The organism is Sphingomonadaceae bacterium OTU29LAMAA1 (genome assembly GCA_024072375.1).
GTDB lineage: Bacteria > Pseudomonadota > Alphaproteobacteria > Sphingomonadales > Sphingomonadaceae > Sphingomonas.
In genome coordinates this window covers 1,475,068-1,493,596 of sequence record CP099617.1, presented here as the reverse complement: position 1 = coordinate 1,493,596, position 18,529 = coordinate 1,475,068, and the positions used below count along the sequence as shown (strand labels likewise).

At 66.3% G+C, this 18,529-nt stretch carries 20 protein-coding genes and 1 pseudogene; 15 read left to right on the top strand and 6 right to left on the bottom strand.

The genetic code is table 11. The features are described from left to right. The first annotated feature begins 25 nt into the window (after positions 1-25). Positions 26-1,294, top strand: coding sequence for an RcnB family protein (locus NF699_07405; protein ID USU06475.1), 1,269 nt, complete (start codon positions 26-28; stop codon positions 1,292-1,294). Between the two features lie 179 nt (positions 1,295-1,473). On the opposite strand, the gene NF699_07400 is transcribed toward NF699_07405, so the two are convergent. Further along, positions 1,474-2,760, bottom strand: coding sequence for a M20/M25/M40 family metallo-hydrolase (locus tag NF699_07400; protein USU06474.1), 1,287 nt, complete (start codon positions 2,758-2,760; stop codon positions 1,474-1,476). Between the two features lie 55 nt (positions 2,761-2,815). Next, positions 2,816-3,271 (bottom strand): universal stress protein, encoded by a 456-nt coding sequence (locus tag NF699_07395; protein USU06473.1) that lies wholly within the window; start codon positions 3,269-3,271, stop codon positions 2,816-2,818. Positions 3,272-3,381: 110 nt separating this feature from the next. On the opposite strand from NF699_07395, the gene NF699_07390 reads away from it, so the two are divergent. The 7 genes from NF699_07390 (at position 3,382) to NF699_07360 (ending at position 8,647) form a co-directional block, all read left to right on the top strand. Next, positions 3,382-4,734 (top strand): pyruvate dehydrogenase complex dihydrolipoamide acetyltransferase, encoded by a 1,353-nt coding sequence (locus tag NF699_07390; GenBank protein USU06472.1) that lies wholly within the window; start codon positions 3,382-3,384, stop codon positions 4,732-4,734. 7 nt (positions 4,735-4,741) lie between these two features. Then, positions 4,742-4,942 carry a hypothetical protein gene (locus NF699_07385; GenBank protein USU06471.1) on the top strand — a complete coding sequence of 67 codons (201 nt, stop codon included), beginning with the start codon at positions 4,742-4,744 and terminating at the stop codon, positions 4,940-4,942. Further along, positions 4,939-5,322, top strand: coding sequence for an acyl-CoA thioesterase (locus tag NF699_07380; GenBank protein USU06470.1), 384 nt, complete (start codon positions 4,939-4,941; stop codon positions 5,320-5,322). The genes NF699_07385 and NF699_07380 overlap by 4 nt, the downstream gene beginning before the upstream one ends. 37 nt (positions 5,323-5,359) lie before the next feature. Continuing rightward, positions 5,360-6,754, top strand: coding sequence for a dihydrolipoyl dehydrogenase (gene lpdA / locus NF699_07375; GenBank protein ID USU06469.1), 1,395 nt, complete (start codon positions 5,360-5,362; stop codon positions 6,752-6,754). Positions 6,755-7,009: 255 nt separating this feature from the next. Further along, positions 7,010-7,885, top strand: coding sequence for a hypothetical protein (locus tag NF699_07370; GenBank protein ID USU06468.1), 876 nt, complete (start codon positions 7,010-7,012; stop codon positions 7,883-7,885). Further along, positions 7,885-8,163, top strand: a complete 279-nt coding sequence (locus tag NF699_07365) for a hypothetical protein (GenBank protein USU06467.1) — start codon at positions 7,885-7,887, stop codon at positions 8,161-8,163. The genes NF699_07370 and NF699_07365 overlap by 1 nt, the downstream gene beginning before the upstream one ends. Before the next feature lie 130 nt (positions 8,164-8,293). Beyond that, complete coding sequence (locus tag NF699_07360) at positions 8,294-8,647, top strand: DUF3140 domain-containing protein (protein ID USU06466.1); 354 nt, start codon at positions 8,294-8,296, stop codon at positions 8,645-8,647. Positions 8,648-8,663: 16 nt separating this feature from the next. Here NF699_07360 and NF699_07355 read toward each other — a convergent pair whose 3' ends face one another. Together NF699_07355 and NF699_07350 are read right to left on the bottom strand one after the other, a co-directional pair. After that, positions 8,664-11,021 (bottom strand): EAL domain-containing protein, encoded by a 2,358-nt coding sequence (locus tag NF699_07355; protein ID USU06465.1) that lies wholly within the window; start codon positions 11,019-11,021, stop codon positions 8,664-8,666. A gap of 85 nt (positions 11,022-11,106) precedes the next feature. Beyond that, positions 11,107-12,876, bottom strand: coding sequence for a fatty acyl-AMP ligase (locus NF699_07350; GenBank protein ID USU06464.1), 1,770 nt, complete (start codon positions 12,874-12,876; stop codon positions 11,107-11,109). Positions 12,877-12,974: 98 nt separating this feature from the next. Between NF699_07350 and NF699_07345 the strand changes: the two genes are divergently transcribed. The 7 genes and pseudogenes from NF699_07345 (at position 12,975) to NF699_07315 (ending at position 17,114) form a co-directional block, all read left to right on the top strand. Further along, on the top strand, positions 12,975-13,517 hold the full coding sequence (locus NF699_07345; GenBank protein ID USU06463.1) for a RecX family transcriptional regulator: 543 nt from the start codon (positions 12,975-12,977) through the stop codon (positions 13,515-13,517). A 64-nt stretch (positions 13,518-13,581) separates the two neighbouring features. Beyond that, complete coding sequence (locus NF699_07340; GenBank protein ID USU06462.1) at positions 13,582-14,196, top strand: CspA family cold shock protein; 615 nt, start codon at positions 13,582-13,584, stop codon at positions 14,194-14,196. Between the two features lie 4 nt (positions 14,197-14,200). Continuing rightward, positions 14,201-14,692: a DUF192 domain-containing protein gene (locus NF699_07335; GenBank protein ID USU06461.1), complete on the top strand. Its 492-nt coding sequence runs from the start codon at positions 14,201-14,203 to the stop codon at positions 14,690-14,692. Between the two features lie 233 nt (positions 14,693-14,925). Beyond that, positions 14,926-15,684: a Crp/Fnr family transcriptional regulator gene (locus tag NF699_07330; protein ID USU06460.1), complete on the top strand. Its 759-nt coding sequence runs from the start codon at positions 14,926-14,928 to the stop codon at positions 15,682-15,684. Positions 15,685-15,708: 24 nt separating this feature from the next. Beyond that, positions 15,709-16,224, top strand: coding sequence for a hypothetical protein (locus tag NF699_07325; GenBank protein USU06459.1), 516 nt, complete (start codon positions 15,709-15,711; stop codon positions 16,222-16,224). Positions 16,225-16,272: 48 nt separating this feature from the next. Further along, positions 16,273-16,668 (top strand): NADH:ubiquinone oxidoreductase subunit NDUFA12, encoded by a 396-nt coding sequence (locus NF699_07320; protein USU06458.1) that lies wholly within the window; start codon positions 16,273-16,275, stop codon positions 16,666-16,668. Positions 16,669-16,880: 212 nt separating this feature from the next. Further along, a pseudogene (locus NF699_07315) lies at positions 16,881-17,114 on the top strand (DUF2155 domain-containing protein). Positions 17,115-17,149: 35 nt separating this feature from the next. On the opposite strand, the gene aat reads toward NF699_07315, so the two are convergent. Both aat and NF699_07305 read right to left on the bottom strand, forming a co-directional pair. Further along, complete coding sequence (gene aat, locus NF699_07310; protein USU06457.1) at positions 17,150-17,878, bottom strand: leucyl/phenylalanyl-tRNA--protein transferase; 729 nt, start codon at positions 17,876-17,878, stop codon at positions 17,150-17,152. Between the two features lie 45 nt (positions 17,879-17,923). Then, the gene (locus NF699_07305) at positions 17,924-18,484 is read right to left on the bottom strand and encodes a hypothetical protein (protein ID USU06456.1); all 561 of its coding nucleotides are present in this window, start codon (positions 18,482-18,484) and stop codon (positions 17,924-17,926) included. Positions 18,485-18,529: the final 45 nt, after the last annotated feature.

Here is an 18,529-nt window from a genome sequence, read left to right as displayed (position 1 = left end):
GGGTTCCGGCAACAGGGAGAAGACGATGCGTAGCTGGTTGATCGCGACGGCTGGACTGGCACTGGTGGCCGGTAGCGCCGGCGCGCAGGATCGCGTCGTGGCGCACGGCCCGGCCGGCATGCGACCCGGCGCGACCTTCCATGCGCCGCGTCAGGGCATGGCGCCGCCGCAGGTCATTCACCAGCAGGCTCCTATGCAGATGCGGCGGCAAGGTCAGTGGCAGCGCGGGCAAGCCGGCTCATGGCGCCCCGCGACGTGGCAAGGCGGCGGACAGCAAGGTCATGTCCAGCCGATGCAGCCGCACCCGATGCAGCCCGGCCACGTTCAGCCCGGTCATGTCCAGCCGGGACGCCCGCAAATGCCGAACGGCTGGAATCAGGGCGGTCGTCCGCCGATGGTGCACGCCGGCCAGCAGCGCTGGGGCAGCAAGGTCGGTGGTCGCTGGTGGGGCGGGGCGAACGCGCCGGGCGGCTGGAACGCCTACCGCCGCCCATACCGCGGCTATGCGCTGCCCAGCTATTGGGTCGCACCGCGCTTCTACGTCAGCGACTGGCAGACGTATGGCCTGACCCAGCCGAGCTACGGCTATAATTGGGTGCGCTATTACGATGACGCGGTGCTCGTCGACGGTCGTGGTTCGGTCTACGACACGCGTAGCGGGATCAACTGGGACCGGTACGATGACGGTTATGCCGGCGACGACCGCGTCTATGCCGATGGCGGCTACGACGATCGCGGGTATGACGATCGTGCCTACAACGACTCCAGCTACGAACAGCGGGGCTATCGCCGCGACAATGGTGTCGGTGGTGCGGTGACCGGTGCTGTGGTGGGCGGCGTTGCCGGCAACCTGATCGCCGGCCGGGGCAACCGACTGGGCGGCGCGCTGATCGGCGCGGGTGTCGGTGCCGCGGCCGGCTACGCGATCGACAAGGCAGAGGATCGCCGCGGCCCACCGCCGCCGCCCGCCGGCTACGGTCGTGGTCATGCCGTGCCGGTCGCTCCGGATCGCGGTCCGCCGCCGCCGGTCGCCTATCGCGACGGTGGATCGAACTGGCGCTCCGCCGACGGCACCACCACGGTGACGACGACGGGCGGGGCGGGCGGTTACTACAGCGGCGGCTATTACTATCCCGGCGCTTCCACCACGACGGTGGTCGTCCAGACCGCACCGGTGGTGACCACCACGACGACCGAAATCTTCGAGGATACGGTGACCTATCGCCCCAGGCCGACGGTGCGCACCAAGTCGAAGCGCGTGTGGCGCCCGGCGCCGAAGTGCCTCTGTCGCTGATCGGCTAACGCTCGGCTTCGAGCGGCGATCCGATCGGGGTCGAGGCGATGCCGTCCTGCATGAACGCCGCGCAGGACGGCATCGTCATGTCCGGCTGCAATGCGTGCCGGTGACGCGGAGCAAACCCGGTCGTCGCGGCCGGCTGCGGGTTGCGGCGACACTCCGCTCATGCCTGCCCCTTATCTCCGCGGGGCGCGCCCGCCGAAGGTCGGCAGGCTTTCCGTTCCGTCCGCCGCGAGCGCCGATACGGCGATGAAATTGTCGTCGACCGGCACCTGTTTCAGGACCGCGCTGCTTCCCTGCACGTCCTGCGACTTGGCCCATGCGGACGTGTCGTTCGCCCGCCAGCGGATGCGATAGCCGGCGGCACCCGGCACCGGGGTCCAGCTGACCTGCGTGTCGCGCGACAGGTCGCCGACCAGTCCCACGGTCGTCGGAGCGGCAGGCGCGGCGGCGAGACGGGCGATCGTCGCCGCGTTGATCGCGGTCACCTTCGCCAGATAGGCGAAGTCCATCCCCTCGATCGTGTCGCCGTAGACGACGCCTTTCTCTGTCCGCAAATTCTGATGCTGGCGATCCCAATTTTCCGCGCCGACCGAGAAGCGGACGGCAGGATAGCCGCGCTTCAGGAAGGGTTCGTGGTCGCCGCCACGCCCGAAGCGGTCCGGGCGGCGATCGATCACGACGTCGAACCTGCCGGGGATCGCATCGGCGATGCCGTCGATCGTCTTGGCGAGCGCGCGGCTGGGGCCGTCGTCCTCGCCACCTTCGCCGCGGCGGCGCTGCTGCTGCGGCAGGTCTTCCGATGCGCGAATGCCCTCCGAGAACACACGCACGCGGTTGGCGTCGACCACGCCGCCCTGACCCAGCGAGTTGCCGACGATGTCGTTGTTGAGCATTGCGGTGACGTTCCAGCCGCGCTTCTGCGCGGTGTCCGCCAGCAGTTCCGCGCCCCACAGCCCTTGCTCCTCGGCGGAAAAGGCGACGTAGACGATCGTCGCGTCGAACCTGCGCTTCGACAACAACCGCGCCGCTTCCAGCACCAGCGCCACACCCGATGCATCGTCGTTGGCGCCCGGCGCATCGCTGGTCGCATCCATCACGTCGGTGACGCGGCTGTCGATATGCCCGCCGATGATGATGACGCGATCGGGGTCGCGCCCCGGCTGGATCCCGAGCACGTCCTCGACCACCACGCCATTAGGCGCGCGCGGACCGGTGAAGCTGCGGCTGATCCGCTCGACCCTGATGCAGCCGCCGCATTCGCGGCCGATCGCCTCGAATCGCTTCGCCGCCCAGTTGCGCGCCGCGCCGATGCCGCGTTTCGGATCGGTCGTGGAGGACAGGGTGTGGCGCGTACCGAAGCCGACCATCGCCGCGACGTCCCTCTTCAACCGGGCGGGGTCGGGCTGGGGAAGGGCGGGAGCAGGAGCCGCCGCTGCGGCGATCAGGATCAGCATGGACATGCCGACCGGTGTGGCCCGCTCCGCGCGTCGGCTCAAGCCCTCGTTTATGCGCAGATCAGCTCAGGCGGTCGATCGCCTCCCGGGTCAGCGATCCCGGAATGATCATCACCGGCACCGGCAGCGCGCCGGCGTCGGTCCCGGCGAAATGGGCGACCAGCTTGCCCGGCGCGCCGCTCGCCGCCGCGCCCAGCACCAGCGCAGCGATATCGGGATTGGCGGCGATGATGTCGCGGATGATCTTCGGTCCTTCGCCTTGGCGGACGGTGATCGCCGGCTTCAGTCCCGATTCCTCGACCAAAGTCCCCGCTGCCGCGGCGACCAGCCCCTCGGCGTGCAGCAGCGCCTCTTCCTCGATCGTCGCCTGTACGCCGCCGAATGCGATGAACTCCTGCGGCGGGATCAGTGTCAGGATTTCCACGCCGCCTCCGGTCTTTACCGCGCGACGCGCGGCGAAGCGAAGGGCGATCTCCGCCTCCGGGCTTTCGTCGATGACGACCAGATAGATGCGCATGGCTGACCCCTTTTCCGCTACGTGGCCCGCGGCTTCCCGACGCGCAAGGCTTGACCCCTTGGCCTCTGCGGGCGAAGGGGAATACCTGCTCCCCAGGCAAGAGGACCTGCATGTCGATCGAGATCAAGATGCCCGCGCTGTCGCCGACGATGGAAGAGGGTACGCTCGCCAAGTGGCTCGTCAAGGAAGGCGACACCGTCAAGAGCGGTGACATCATGGCTGAGATCGAAACCGACAAGGCGACGATGGAATTCGAGGCGGTCGACGAAGGCGTGATCGCCAGGATCGTGATCGCCGAGGGCACCGATGGCGTGAAGGTCGGCGCGGTGATCGCGATCTTGGCCGAAGAGGGCGAGGATGCGTCCGCCGTATCGGCTCCCGCGGCAAAGAGCGAGACGCCCCAGCCCGCCGACGACCAGTTCAAGGGCCGTCCCGAGCCGACCGATCCGAACAAGACCGGCACCGAGGCCAAGCCCGCCGAGCGTGATGTCACGCAAGCCGAGGATCACGGCAAGCCCGCCGACGCCGGTGCTGCGCCTTCGGGTGGTGATGGCCAGCGCGTCAAGGCCAGCCCGCTCGCCCGCCGCATCGCCGCCGAAAAGGGCATCGAACTGTCGGGCGTCACCGGATCAGGTCCGAACGGTCGCATCGTCAAGGCCGACGTCGACAGCGCCAAGCCCGGTGCCGCCGCATCGCCTGCCTCTGCCAAGAGCGACGCTGCGCCCGCTGCCGCCGCGCCCGTCGCTGCTGCCAAGCCCGCCGCCGTGCCGGATATCCCGCACGAGGCGACCAAGCTCAGCAACATGCGCAAGACGATCGCGCGTCGCCTGACCGAATCGAAGCAGACGGTGCCGCACATCTACCTGACGGTGGATATCCAGCTCGACGCGCTGCTCAAGCTGCGTGGCGAATTGAACACGTCGCTGGAGAGCCGCGGCGTCAAGCTGTCGGTCAACGACATGCTGGTGAAGGCGCTGGGCGTCGCGCTGATCGCGGTGCCGAAGTGCAACGTGATGTTCACGCCCGATCAGCTGATCAGCTTCAAGCGCGCCGACGTGTCGGTCGCGGTGTCGACGCCGTCGGGCCTGATCACACCGATCGTCGTGGGTGCGGACACCAAGAGCCTGTCGGCGATCTCCACCGAGGTGAAGGACCTTGCGGCCCGCGCCAAGGAGAACAAGCTGAAGCCCGAGGAATTCCAGGGCGGCACCGCGTCGATCAGCAACATGGGCATGTTCGGCATCAAGCAGTTCGAGGCGGTCATCAACCCGCCACAGGGCATGATCATGGCGATCGGCGCAGGCGAGAAGCGGCCGTATGTCGTGAACGGCGAACTGGCGGTCGCGACCGTGATGTCCGCGACCGGCAGCTTCGATCACCGTGCGATCGACGGTGCCGACGGCGCCCAGCTGATGAAGGTGTTCAAGGAGCTGGTCGAGCGGCCGCTCGGCATGCTCGCCTGATCTCGCGATGGCACGGACCACGGTCGAATTGCTCTACATCGCTGCCGGGCTGGTGGCGGCGGTGGCGATGACGTGGGCCGCAGCCTGGGCCTATCCATTGGGACGTGACGTGATCTGGTGGTGCGGCGCGGGGGCGATGCTGGCGACGGTGCTGATGGGCATCGGCCCGCTGCGCCGCGCCCGCGCGATCGACCGGAGGCGCGCATGAGCGGCCTTCCCGAGGGGTCGCCGACGATCCGCGTCACTGCGATGCCGTCCGACGCCAATCCCTATGGCGACATCTTCGGCGGGTGGCTGATGGGCCAGATGGATTTGGCAGCCGGTTCGGTGGCGTCGCGCCACGCCCGTGGCCGGGCGGTGACGATCGCCTGCGATGCGATGAAGTTCCACGCGCCGGTGCTCGTCGGCGACGAAGTGTCCGTCTACGGTCGGCTCGCCGCGGTCGGCACCACGTCGATGACGATCGAGGTCGAGGCGTGGCGCCGTGCCCGTCATGCCGAAGACGCCTGCAAAGTGACGCAGGCGCGCTTCATCTTCGTCGCCACCGACGCCGACCGCAAGCCGCGCCCCGTCGCGCCGCTCGCCTGATATTTGTTTGAAACCTCCCCGGTAAGGACCTCCCAACGTGGCTGATACCTTCGACCTCCTTATCCTCGGCTCCGGTCCCGGCGGCTATGTCGCGGCGATCCGCGCGAGCCAGCTCGGCCTGAAGGTCGGCATCGTCGAGCGCGAGCGGCTGGGCGGCATCTGCCTCAACTGGGGCTGCATCCCGACCAAGGCGCTGCTGCGCACGTCGGAAGTCTATCACTACATGACCCATGCCGATGCCTACGGGCTGAAGGCGGACAACGTCTCGTTCGACCTCGGCAAGATCGTCGATCGAAGCCGCAAGGTGGCGGGGCAGCTCAATGCCGGCGTCAAGGGCCTGATGAAGAAGAACAAGGTCCAGGTCTTCGAAGGCGTCGGCGCGCTCACCGGGAAGGGCAAGTTGCAGGTCAAGCAGGGCGACAAGACGCTCGACCTCGAAGCCAAGCACATCATGATCGCCACCGGTGCACGCGCCCGCGATCTGCCGTTCGCCAAGGCCGACGGCAAGCGCATCTGGACCTATCGCCACGCGATGGTGCCGGAGGTGATGCCGACCAAGCTTCTGGTCATCGGATCGGGCGCGATCGGCGTCGAATTCGCTAGCTTCTACAACGACATGGGCGCCGACGTGACGATCGTCGAAATGCTCGACCGCATCCTGCCGGTCGAGGATGCCGAAGTCAGCGAATTCATGCACAAGGCGCTGACCAAGCAGGGCATCAAGATCCTCACCAAGTCCGGCCTCGAAAAGCTGGAAGCCGGTGCGAACGGCGTCACCGTGGCGATCAAGGGTGCGGACGGCAAGGTGACGTCGACCGAGTTCAGCCATGCCATCGTTGCGATCGGCATCGTCCCCAACACCGAGAACATCGGTCTGGAAGCGCTGGGCGTCGAAACCGATCGCGGCCACATCAAGGTCGACGGCTATGGCCGCACCAACGTCGAGGGCATCTATGCGATCGGCGACGTCACCGGCGCGCCGTGGCTGGCGCACAAGGCGAGCCACGAGGGCATCGTCTGCGTCGAGCAGATTGCCGGCAAGAACCCGCATCCGTTCGAGACGTGGAATATCCCGGGCTGCACCTATTCGCGCCCGCAGGTCGCCAGCGTCGGCTTTACCGAGGCCAAGGCCAAGGAAGCGGGTTACGAAGTGAAGGCGGGCAAATTCCCCTTCATCGGCAACGGCAAGGCGATCGCGCTCGGCGAGGCGGAAGGCTTCGTCAAGACGGTGTTCGATGCCAAGACCGGCGAACTGCTCGGCGCGCACATGGTCGGCGCCGAAGTCACCGAGCTGATCCAGGGCTATGTCATCGCCCGCCAGCTGGAGACGACCGAGCACGAGCTGATGGAAACGGTGTTCGCGCACCCGACACTGAGCGAAATGATGCATGAGAGCGTATTGTCGTCGTACAATCGGGCGATCCACTTCTAGAGTCGAGCCGCATTCGCGGGCGGAGACGAGGATCGTGCCGGGCACGGGGTATTCGTCAATCAGTCCCGACCTGCTGGATACCGGCGGTACATCCGAAACGGCTGCACTTGTACTGGGTGTGGCCGCACCGGCCATTGTGCATCGGACCTGATGCGTGCAGCTTCCTCCAGTCGGCTTTAAGTCGATGGCGGGGGGAGCTGACATATGACGAGGACGATTGCGACACCACGCTATTGCGCAGGTGCGTTGTGGCTCTTGCCTGCCATGCTGGGCGGATGCGCCTCGTTTTCAGGCGTGCCGAAAACGGTTATTCCGCTGCGTAGCATCGTCGATCTCGCGTCCGATGGAAAATACGGGCTCGCGATGGCGGCGGACAGGATCGAAGCCTCGTCCGACGTGTCGAAGTCGTATCGCGATGCGTTCATTGCCGTGCAGATGGCGGCGATCGACGCCCGCTATCTCCAATTCCGCAGCAAGCTGTCCGCCCAGTCCAAAGGCGCCAATTTCGGGCTGGAGCTCGGGGTGCTCGCGTTGACGGGTGCCGGATCGGTGGTGACCACCTCTCTGGCCAATGTCCTGTCAGCGGGTGGAGCCGGACTGACGGGAACCAAGGCGGCTCTGAGCAAGGAGGTGTACTTCGAGCGCACGCTGCCTGCCATCCTCGCCAGCATGGATGCGCAGAGGATCGCCGCGCGGACACCGATCATGGCGGGGCTCGGGCGCGACACCAAGGCGTATCCGCTTGCACAGGCGGTCGTCGATCTGTTCGCGTACCAGAACAGCGCCAGCATCGACTCCGCGATCGGCCAGCTTACCGCTTCCGCAGCAAAGGAGCAGGCGAAGGCGGAAGCGAAGTACGAGAACGTCACGCCGGCTTGCAGCCGTCCGGAGCAAGGTGTGGGGCGGGACTGGGATACTTTCGCGGCGGCAATCGACCGGTTGCAGCCGGCACTCGCGGCCGACGCGAAGACGTTGCAGGACATCAGCACCCTCATCGGGTCCGACCCGGCTCTGCCCGTTGCGGATCAGCCGAACGCGATCAGTGATCGCGTGGAAGCGATCTACTGCACCCGTAGCGCGATGACGGCGCTGATGACCCGTATTTCCTTGGAAACGAAGGTGGCGTTCTGATGATCAAGCACAAGGCGTTCGACGCATCGTTGAGCCTGACCGAGTTGCAGGTGGCCCTGACGGAGCTGGATGGGCCGCGCAAGGCGTTGATCGGTATCGGCAATCAGGCAGGGGAGACGATCGGCAGCTACGACACCGATCAGGCGGGCACACGCAACATCCTGCTCTGTTCGGGTATGCCGCTGGCCCAGCCGCCCGGTGTCGTGATCGACACCGACATCGTCTTCGTCACCGGCCAGATGCAGACCGTCACCGCCTATCGGATGCCTGCGGCATAGGCTCGATCTGGCGTGGGCTGCTGAGCGGCTTGTGGATCGTACAGCACGTCCGGCACCCGGTTCGTCGTTTCGCGTTATCGGTGGGACCGTGCGGTTCCGTGGATCGCACGATAATCGCCGGGAGAAGGCCATGACGACGCACACCGATCACGAACACACTTACAAGGACTTCAGCGACGCGGTGAACATGGCGCCCGCCGAACTGGAGCGCTTCCTCGAGAGCGACGATAGCAAGCGCGTCGGCTGGAAGGGCGAGGATGGCAAAGGATCGGGCGAAAGCGTCGGGCATCGTTCCGGCAGACGGATCGTCGCGATCAAGCGGACGAAGAAGGCCGATTTCACCGACGACGATTATGCTCATATGAAAAAGGTGGTCGGATACGTCCACCGCCATCTGGCGCAGGGCGGTCCAGCCGACGATGTCGCCCGGAGCGACTGGCGCTATTCGCTGATGAACTGGGGCCACGATCCCATGAAGACGTGACCCGCACCCTTCACGGCTAGGCCGCCGCCGTATCGTCCCACCGACGGGTAGCCAGGGACCGCGCCTCGTCGACGGGTAGCGGTCGCCCGAAATAATAGCCCTGCACCTTGGTACAGCCCAAGTCCTGGACCATCCGATGCTCGGCCTCGGTCTCGACGCCTTCGGCCGTGGTCGCCATGCCGAGGCTCTGGGCCAGCGCCACGACCGCGCGGATGATCGCGATCGCTTCCTTCACACCTCTGGACGCGCCCTGCACGAAACTGCGATCAATCTTGATCGACGAGAAGCGCGTTCGCGACAGATACCCCAGCGACGAATAGCCGGTCCCGAAATCGTCCAGGCTGAGCCGGACGCCAAGGTCGAGGATGCGCTCCAATACCTTGGTCGCACCGAGGCCTTCATGCATGAAGACGCTCTCGGTCACCTCCAGTTCGAGCCGTTCCGCCGACAAGCCCGAATTGGCCAGCGCCGACGTCACGACCGTGACGAAATTGGGGTTCTGCAACTGATCGGGGGACACGTTCACCGCGATCCGCACATCCGACCGCCATGTCGCCGCCTCGGCACAGGCGGTGCGCAACACCCATTCGCCGATCGGCTGGATCAGTCGCGCCTCTTCGGCAAGCGGTATGAACTTGGCAGGCGAAACGTTGCCGAATTGCGGGCTTTGCCAGCGCAGCAACGCCTCGAACCCCTTCAGTCCGCCGGTGCCCGCATCGACGACCGGCTGATAGTGAAGATGCATCTCGCCGTTATCGAGCGCTTGTCGCAGTGCCATCTCGAGCACGCGGCGCTCTTCCGCCTGAACATGCAGTTCGGGCTCGTAGGCATGGTATACGCCGCGGCCTGCATCTTTCGCACGGTATAGCGCAAGGTCGGCGGAGCGGATCAGCATCTCCGCGGTTCGTCCGTCCCGCGGCCCGATCGCCAGCCCGACGGAGGCGCCGATGTAGAGCGTGTGCGCGTCGACTTCATAGGGGCGCGACAGCGTTTCGATGATCCGGCGGGCGAGGCCTTCCACCGCGGCGGTGTTCGTCGCATCGCGCATCACGACGGCGAATTCATCGCCACCCAGACGCCCGCACATCTCGTTTTCGCTCATCAACTGGCCGAGCCGTTCGGATACACGACCCAGCAGACGGTCGCCGATCGGGTGGCCCAGCGTGTCGTTGACCGCCTTGAATCGATCGAGATCGATCATCATGAACGCGCAGCGCCGGCCCCATTTGTCGGCATCCGCCATCGCGCGGACGAGCGTCTCGTTGACCATCAGGCGGTTGGGCAGACCCGTCAGCGTGTCGAACCGAGCCATCCGGTTGATCTTGTCCGCCGAGGCGCGCTGTTCGGTCACATCGGAGCCGACACCGCGAAAGCCGCAGAACGACCCGGTCTCGTCGAAACGGGGGCTCGCGGCGAGTTCCCACCACCGCTCCTCGCCCCGCACGTCGAGCGGCAAACGCAGATCGCGGAAGCTTTCGCGCGTCTTGAGCTTGTCGGCGAGGCTGCGCAGCCCGGCCGAAAAATTGCCGGATTCCCAGGTCGGCCCGGCGAGCACCTGCAGAAACGGCATACCCTCGATCGTGACCGGGTCGAGACCGCAGGCATAGGCGAAGCGCGGCGACGCCTTGATCACGCGGCGGGCGGCGTCGGTTTCCCACAGCCAGTCCGCGCTCGTCTCCTCGAACTCGCGCAGCAACAGGCTGACCGTCTCGTCGCGCTCGCCCAGCGCCATCTGGCTCGCGCGGATCACGACGAGCGAACGCGCGCGATTGAGGCAGATGATGACGAGCATCGCCGTGAAAAGCGAAGTCGCACCGGCGGCGGCGAAGCTGTGCAGCAGCAGTAACTTTGCGGTGACGATGGTCCCCAGACCGCCGACGAAGGCGATCGTCGCCAGCGCCAACGGTGCCATGGCGACCGCGCCGGCCGTCATCAGCACCGACAGGATCATCCACAGCACATAGGCGCTGTTCGATCCCGGATGCGGATCGAAGACGAGGCAGGGGATGGACCAGGCCGCGGCAAGTGCCACGCCTTCGATTGCGGTCGTTCGAAGATCGGCCTGCGTCGCATAGCCCCCGTCGCGGTGGCGGGTCGACAGGCGGCGAACGGCAACCGCCACCGATACGATCGCGACCAGTGCCGCCCATCCGGTGAGTAGCATATGCCGCACTTCGTCGGCGAACAGCGACACGGTCATCGCTGCGGCGCTCAAATTGGCGGCGAGCAGGAACAGCGCGAGCTGACGCCCCGCGTCCAGCTGGGTCGAACGGATGCGGGCCCATTGCGCGGCGTCGGCACCATCGCTGAAGCCGAGCAATCGCGAGAAGCGGATCGCGGTCGGATCCGTGGCGGGGGCGATATCCTGGCTCACCCGATCAGCGATTAAGCGAGTGAGGTTGACGTATCGTTATGAGCGGGTCCCGGCGGTCGAAAAACGCGCCACCGGGACGAACCGGTCAGGCAGCGATCGCATAGGGTTTGATATCGCCATTCAGATACAGGTTGCGCGCCTTCGCCCGGCTCAGCTTGCCCGAGCTGGTCCGCGGCAGCGTACGCGGCGGGATCAGCTCGATCACGCAGTTCATGCCCGTCACCGAACGGACACGCTCGCGGATCTCCTCGCGCAGGCGCTGGCGTTCGGCATCGTCGCTGCTGCGGCACTGGACCAGCACCGCCGGCGTCTCCTCGCCGCCCGGCGTGGTGATCGCGAAGGCGGCGATATCGCCGGCCTTGAAGCCCGGCAATTGCTCGACCGCCCATTCGATGTCCTGCGGCCAATGGTTCTTGCCATTGACGATGATCATGTCCTTGGCGCGGCCGACGATGTAGATGTAGCCGTTCGACATGTAGGCCATATCGCCGGTGTCCAGCCAGCCATCGCTCATGCACGCTTCGGTCGCGGCGTCATCGCGGAAATAACCGACCATTACGCTCGGCCCCTTGCACCATAGCTTGCCGATCGCGCCGTCGGGCAGGGGGGTGCCGTCCTCTTCGCGAATCTCGACGGCCATGTCGCGCACCGGCTTGCCGCAATTGACGATGGCGCGGAAGCGCTGCGGGCGCGGGCCGTCGTTGGCCGCGAGCGATTCGCCGCCGCCCGACAGCTGCGTCTCTTCGACCAGCTCCACCCGGATGCCTTCGCCGGGCGGCATCAACGATACCGCGAGCGTCGCCTCGGCCAGGCCATAGCTCGGCAGGAACGCGCTGGCCTTGAACCCGGCATCGGCGAAGGCGTCGACGAAAGCCTGCATCACGTCGGGACGGATCATGTCGGCGCCATTGCCCGCGACGCGCCAGCGCGACAGGTCGAACCGGTCGCTCGCCTTGGTCTGCGACGACATGCGGCGCGCGCAGATGTCGTATCCGAATGTCGGCGAATAGCTGAGCGCGGTGCCGTCGTGCCGGCTGATCAGGTCCAGCCACGCCAGCGGGCGCCGGGCGAAATCCTCGGTCTTCAGATAATCCGTCGACACCTGATTGGCGACCGGCGACAGGAAACAGCCGACCAGGCCCATGTCGTGATACCAGGGCAGCCACGAAATGCAGCGATCGGTGCCGTCGATCTCCATGCCGTGGCTGTGCGCGGCGAGGTTGTTGAGCAGCGCATGATGCGTGATCGCGACGCCGTGCGGGAAGCGGGTCGATCCGCTGGAATATTGCAGATACGCGATCGCCTGTCCGTCCGCCTGCGGCAGTGCCACCGCCGTCGCCTCGCGCGTCTGGAACTCGGACCAGTCGATCCCCTCGGTCCCGGCGAGCTTCGCCGCTTCCGCCGCCATCGCCGCCAGCTCGGGCGGGAAGATCAGCATCCTGGGGTCGCAACTGGCGAGCTGGACGCGCAATTGCTCGATATACGAGTCGCGTCCGCCGAACGACGTCGGCAGGGGCAGCGGCACCGGCCATGCACCGGCATAGACGGTGCCGAAGAACAGGGCGGCGAATTCCGGACCCGTTTCGGCGACCAGCGCGATGCGATCCTCCGGCCCTACGCCCGCCGCGATCAGCCGGTGCGCCATCGCGATCGCATCGTCGCGCAGCTCGGCGAAGGGATAGGCACGGGCCAGCGTTCCGCGTGCGTCGTGGAAGTTGAGGCCACGCCGCCCCTGCGCGGCATAGTCCAGCGCCTCGCCCAGCGTGGCGAAGTCCGCATAGCGACGCGGCAGGCCGTCGAGCGTCGGCGTAGCGGCCATGGGAGGCGTCGGCGAAGGCGCAGACTGCTGGGTCATCGAAAATCCTGTTCACTCGCCGCGACCCGCGGCTGTCGTAATCCTCACGCTATAACGCGCGATCATCGTTCTCAATCCGTCCCCAGTGTGGCAACAACATGGCCGTGAAGCCCGACGCCCCCCGCGAACGCCGTGCCATACCCCCGCTCGATGCCGCCGCGTTGGAACGGCTGGCGCTGCGTTACGTCGAACGCTTCGCCACCACGCGCGGCAAACTGGCCGAATACCTGTCCCGCAAGGTGCGCGAGCGTGGCTGGGACGGGCCAGCCGCCGATCCGCGCGGACTGGCGCAGCGGATGGCCGATCTGGGCTATGTCGACGATCGCCTGTATGCCGAAAGCAAGGCCGCCGCGCTGGGTCGTCGTGGCCTTGGCGCACGGCGGGTTTCGGTCGCGCTGCGGCAGGCGCATATCGCCGAGGCCGATGCGCAGGATCTCGCGCCTGCGATCGAGGCACGGGCGGGTGATGCCGCGCTGATCTTTGCACGGCGCAAGCGGATCGGTCCGTTCGGGCCGCCGACGGAGGATCGAAAGGTCCGCGACAAGCAACTCGCCGCGATGATGCGCGCCGGGCATGGTTTCGAGCTGGCGCGTCGCATCGTCTTTGCGCGCAGTGAAGACGAGCTGGAAGAATTGCGCTGATCAGGTCTTTCGCAATTGCAGCAGCGATGAACCGTGCTAGCGTAGCGTCAACAGGGGTGCAGTGATGCGTAGCGAGCCGCAACGTAAGGGCGACGAGCACGACGACGGGGTGATGCCCGGCGATCGCGTCGATGCGCCCGCCTCCACGAACACCGCTGCAATCGAGGACGATGGCGCCATCCGCGTCGCGGGCGTGATCAAATGGTTTGATGTCACCCGCGGTTTCGGCTTTGCGGTCGCCGACGATGCGGCATTGGGCGACGTCCTGATCCACTTTTCGGTTCTCCAGCCCCATGGCCGGCGCAGCCTGCCCGAAGGTGCGCGGGTCGAGACGCTGTCGATCCAGCGCGGGCGCGGCTATCAGGCGCGTGAGGTGCTGGCGATCGACCTGAGCCAAGCGGTCGAGGAGCCACCGCGGCCGCCGCGTGCGGTCGACAGGGTCGATCCGGTCGCGTTGATCGATGACGCCGGTGCATTCGAAGGGGCCATGGTCAAATGGTTCAATCGGTTGAAAGGCTACGGCTTTCTGGTGCGTGACAGCGATGGCTGCGATGTTTTCGTTCACATGGAGACGTTGCGCCGCGCGGGGATCATGGCGATTGAACCCGAACAGCGGATGCGGGTCCGGATCGTGGCGGGGCGCAAGGGACCGCTGGCGGTAAGCGTCGAAGAGGAATAAAGGCGTGGCGGCGGTGTCGATGAAAGGGATTGCGGCGGCCGTTCTGCTGCTGGCGATCGGTGGCTGTTCCGGCCGACCCGATGCGGCGGCGGACGTGGCGGGCGCCGCTCAGGGGACTACGGCAGTGACCGTTACCGGCAGTCGTGGGCGGCACGTCTTCATGGTAGAGCGCGCCGTCACCGCCGCGCAGCAGGCGCAGGGCCTGATGTACCGCACCGACCTCAAGCCCGACGGCGGCATGCTGTTCCACCCCTATCCGGCGGAAGGCGGCGCCCCGCGCGAGGCGAGCTTCTGGATGAAGAACACGCCGACCCCGCTCGACATCCTGTTCATCCGCGCCGACGGTACGATCGCGACGATCGCGGAAAATACCGTACCGTTCTCCGAAGCGCCGGTGACCTCGCGCGAACCGGTCGCCGCCGTGCTGGAGATCGTTGGCGGCCGTGCCGCGGACCTGGGTATCGCAGAAGGCGACAAGGTCAGCTGGGCGAAATGAGGCGTCTCCCGCGGCGGGCGTCGCAATCGACCGCATGCCGGCGGGCGTGTGGCTGATCTCGGGAACGTTCAACGCCTCCGGTCGCGAGGTTCGGGACCGAATATGTCGTACGAAAAACATAGGTTTGTTACGGGTGCGGATAACCTGCGCTAGGATCGGCCATCGTCGATCAGTGTCCTGGGCCGCGGCGACTGAGAGATGTGACGTGCTCTTGCCTGCAACCGGAACACGTCATGACGACCCCGAACCACGCGGCCTTGTCTGGATTCCTTGAACGTCTGCTGCTGCGTTCGCGATTGAGCGACGAGGAACAGGCCGCGATCCTCGGTCTTAACGGTCAGGAGAAGCAGGTCCCCGCGCGCCGCGATCTGATCCTTCCCGGCCGCGACGTCCATTTCGTATCGCTCGTCGCAGAGGGGCTGGTCGGCCGGTTCGACCAGATGGCGGACGGCAGGCGGCAGATCACGGCATTCCACATCGCCGGCGACATGTGCGATCTGCATTCCGTCGTGGCCCCCGTCACGGGCTGGGGCATTACGGCGCTCAGCACGGCGGTCGTGCTGCAGATCGCCCATGCCGATCTCCGCGTGATCGCCGCCAGATACCCGAACCTCGTAATGGCATTCTGGCGAGACACGACGGTCGACGCATCAATCCTCGCCAAATGGGTGGCCAACGTCGGACGCAAGGATTCGCGCGCCCGCGTCGCCCATCTTCTGTGTGAGATGGCCATGCGGATGGAGCGGGCGAACCTCGGCACCCGACATCGATACCGGCTGCCCGTCAGTCAGGAACAGATCGGCGATGCGATGGGGATAACGTCCGTTCACGTCAGCCGGACGCTGCAGACCCTGCGAGCGGAGGGCATTCTGTCGATGCACCGGCACGTCGTTGAGATCCACGACTGGGACCGGCTTACCGACCTTGCCGACTTCGTGCCGACCTTCATGCTCTTCGACGATCAGGCTGCTCCGGAGTTTCCGGCCGCTTGATCACCTAAATTCTCTTTCGATAACATGGGTATAGCCAATTTACCGCGGCCCTGCATAGGTCGTTACAGGGTGTCGCACGGATCCCTGCGGTACTGGTGGAATGTAGCCGCCCAACCCGACGTTGCTGCGTATCGTGGCGTCTGCGAACGAGGCACCGATCAGATGACTTCAGGAAACCACACTGATCTTCATGGCAAACGCGTTCTGGTCGTCGAGGACGAATATCTGATCGCGGACGATATCAGCATCCGGCTTCGTGATCTCGGCGCCCGGGTCGTCGGGCCGATCGCGACGCTCGACGAAGCCACGGCGGCGGTGTGCGGAAACGAGATCGACTATGCCGTCATCGACATCGATTTGCGTGGGCAGGCGTCGTTCCCGCTTATCGCTCTTCTGGCAAAGCGCGCGATCCCGCTCCTGCTGGTGACCGGCTATGATCGGCACGACATTCCGGCCTGCTACCGTCAGCTGCCCCTGCTCAACAAGCCGACGATGCACGATGCCGTCGCGACCGCCTGTGCACAGCTGTGCAGCCGATGACGATCCCGGTTGAAGGGCGGACGAGACGCGGGTAAGCGCAGGGGCATCATGGGCATCAACCTCAATCCCTTCACCTGGTGGAACGGCGCGTCATGGGGCACGATGCTCTATGGCCTGCGTGGCATGGCGCAGATGGGGACCGACACGCTCGGCAACGTCTATTACGAAGGTGGCAAGGACGGCAGCGGCCGCGTACGCCGCTGGGTGATCTACGAGGGCGCGAACGACGCCAGCCGCGTGCCGCCCGAATGGTTCAGCTGGCTGCATCATCACATCGACGACGTACCCGATCGCGCGATGCCGCCCGTCCGCGCGTGGCAGAAGCCGGCGGTGCCGAACATGACCGGCACGCCGCTCGCCTATCGCCCCTCGGGTTCGCTGGAAAAGGGCGGCAAACGCGCCGCCGCGACCGGCGATTACGAGGCGTGGACGCCCGAAGGGTGAGATCGCCACGCGTCGGACGCTGGCTCGCCGCCGGCATCCTGCTGGTGGCATTGGCGATCGCCGGGGTGTTCAGCTATCGCGCGCTGCACCGATCGAGTGGCAGCGGCCCGGTGGTCGCATCGCAGGAATTGCTGCCGGACGCGGCCGGTGACGCGCAGACGATCGAGACCGTCGCCGCGAGCGATGTCGCCCTGCCGACCGGAGGAACGCCGATGGCGCAACGGGTCGCCATCGTCGGGTTGCTCAACAAGCGTAACGGTGTCAGCCGCGACGTCACGCTGAAGCCCGGTCAGGCGGTGCGCGTCGGCGACGCCATCATACGCTTGCGTGCCTGCGAACGGACGGCACCGTGGGAGCAGGACCAGCTGACCGGCAGCTTCGTGCAACTGGATGTCCGCGGCAGCGACCGACACTGGCGACGGGCATTCTCGGGCTGGCTGTTCAAGGAACGGCCGGGCCTGAACGTCGTGCAGCACCCGGTCTACGACGTCTGGACCAAGAGCTGCACGATGTCGTGGCCGGCGACGGGGCCGGATACGACCTCGCTGGCGAGCGGCGAACCGGCCCGGCGTTCGAGCGCGAAGAAATCTCCGGCCGGCGGCGATGCGCCGACGGAAGCGGCGGAGCCGGCGGTCTCGTCGAGCGCGGCGGCCAGCAACGCGCAATAATCCGTCCGGCTGATCTCCACCGCGCCAAGCGAGGCGAGATGAGATGTCTGGAACTGGCAGTCGAGCAACGCGAACCCGCCGGCCCGCAGCCGGGCGACGAGCCACGCCAGTGCGACCTTCGACGCGTCGGTGCGGCGGCTAACCATCGATTCGCCGAAGAACGCGCGCCCCAGTGCCAGTCCGTAGAGGCCGCCGACCAGTTCGTCGCCGTCCCAGCATTCGATCGAATGGGCGAAGCCGAGGTGGTGCAATGCCATGAACGACCGCTCGATGCCGGTGTTGATCCAGGTCTCCGGACGATCCTCGGCACTCTCGGCGCACAGCTGTATGATCCGGTGAAACGCGGTGTCGGCGGTTACCCGAAAACGGTTTTGCGAAATCCTCTTGCGCAGGGATTTCGACAGGTGGAAGCCATCGAGCGGCAGGATCGCCCGCGTGCGCGGTTCAACCCAATAGACGCTGTCGGTGTCGCGATCGTCTGCCATCGGGAACACGCCGATCGCATAGGCACCGAGCACGAGTTGCGGATCGAGCATCTCCATCGAACCGGACAGGTGGCGCGTCCAGTGGCCGATGGCAAGGTGCCGTCAGCGCACGGCCCGGGCGAACAGCGCCGCCGCCGCGAGCCAGAGCAGCGTAAAGACGGCGGTCAGTCCCAGCACCGGCTGTTCGCTTCCCGCTACCGAACCTGCGAAGCCGGAGAATGCGATCAGCGCGACGCCGATCTGGGCGGCCGCCATCGCTCCGGCAGTGCGGGCCATGCCGGTCGGACGGAAGCGGCTATATACCGCGCCAACTGCGCCGAGGCCGAGCACACCGGCGAACATGAGGTTGGCGGGATTGCCCTCTTCACCGATGATCCCCACCGCGGCGTTGATCCAGATGAGCAGGAACGTGCCCAGCAGCAGCAGGGCGGTGGCCACGCGGAAGGCGGGCACCTGCATCCGCCGCGTCAACAATTCGAAGGCGCCAAGGGAGCCGAACAGCAAGACGGCGGCGAATGCGAAGTCGGCGGCGGTCCATCGCACTTCGCGGGTGAATTGCATCGCCACCAGCGGCAGCGTCAGGATCGCCGCCGCGCCCGCCCAGACGGCGATCCGCAAGCGTTGACCCCGGCGCGATGTTTCCTGTGCATAGGCTTGTGCCATCGAAAAGCTCCCTGAACGATGGCTGGATCATAGCGTCGGGGGCAC

Coding starts and splice junctions, on each gene's coding strand:
- NF699_07405 (USU06475.1), top strand. CDS start 26: ATGCGTAGCTGGTTGATCGCGACGGCTGGACTGGCACTGGTGGCCGGT.
- NF699_07400 (USU06474.1), bottom strand. CDS start 2,760: ATGTCCATGCTGATCCTGATCGCCGCAGCGGCGGCTCCTGCTCCCGCC.
- NF699_07395 (USU06473.1), bottom strand. CDS start 3,271: ATGCGCATCTATCTGGTCGTCATCGACGAAAGCCCGGAGGCGGAGATC.
- NF699_07390 (USU06472.1), top strand. CDS start 3,382: ATGTCGATCGAGATCAAGATGCCCGCGCTGTCGCCGACGATGGAAGAG.
- NF699_07385 (USU06471.1), top strand. CDS start 4,742: ATGGCACGGACCACGGTCGAATTGCTCTACATCGCTGCCGGGCTGGTG.
- NF699_07380 (USU06470.1), top strand. CDS start 4,939: ATGAGCGGCCTTCCCGAGGGGTCGCCGACGATCCGCGTCACTGCGATG.
- NF699_07365 (USU06467.1), top strand. CDS start 7,885: ATGATCAAGCACAAGGCGTTCGACGCATCGTTGAGCCTGACCGAGTTG.
- NF699_07360 (USU06466.1), top strand. CDS start 8,294: ATGACGACGCACACCGATCACGAACACACTTACAAGGACTTCAGCGAC.
- NF699_07350 (USU06464.1), bottom strand. CDS start 12,876: ATGACCCAGCAGTCTGCGCCTTCGCCGACGCCTCCCATGGCCGCTACG.
- NF699_07345 (USU06463.1), top strand. CDS start 12,975: ATGGCCGTGAAGCCCGACGCCCCCCGCGAACGCCGTGCCATACCCCCG.
- NF699_07340 (USU06462.1), top strand. CDS start 13,582: ATGCGTAGCGAGCCGCAACGTAAGGGCGACGAGCACGACGACGGGGTG.
- NF699_07330 (USU06460.1), top strand. CDS start 14,926: ATGACGACCCCGAACCACGCGGCCTTGTCTGGATTCCTTGAACGTCTG.
- NF699_07325 (USU06459.1), top strand. CDS start 15,709: ATGGGTATAGCCAATTTACCGCGGCCCTGCATAGGTCGTTACAGGGTG.
- NF699_07320 (USU06458.1), top strand. CDS start 16,273: ATGGGCATCAACCTCAATCCCTTCACCTGGTGGAACGGCGCGTCATGG.
- aat (USU06457.1), bottom strand. CDS start 17,878: ATGGAGATGCTCGATCCGCAACTCGTGCTCGGTGCCTATGCGATCGGC.
- NF699_07305 (USU06456.1), bottom strand. CDS start 18,484: ATGGCACAAGCCTATGCACAGGAAACATCGCGCCGGGGTCAACGCTTG.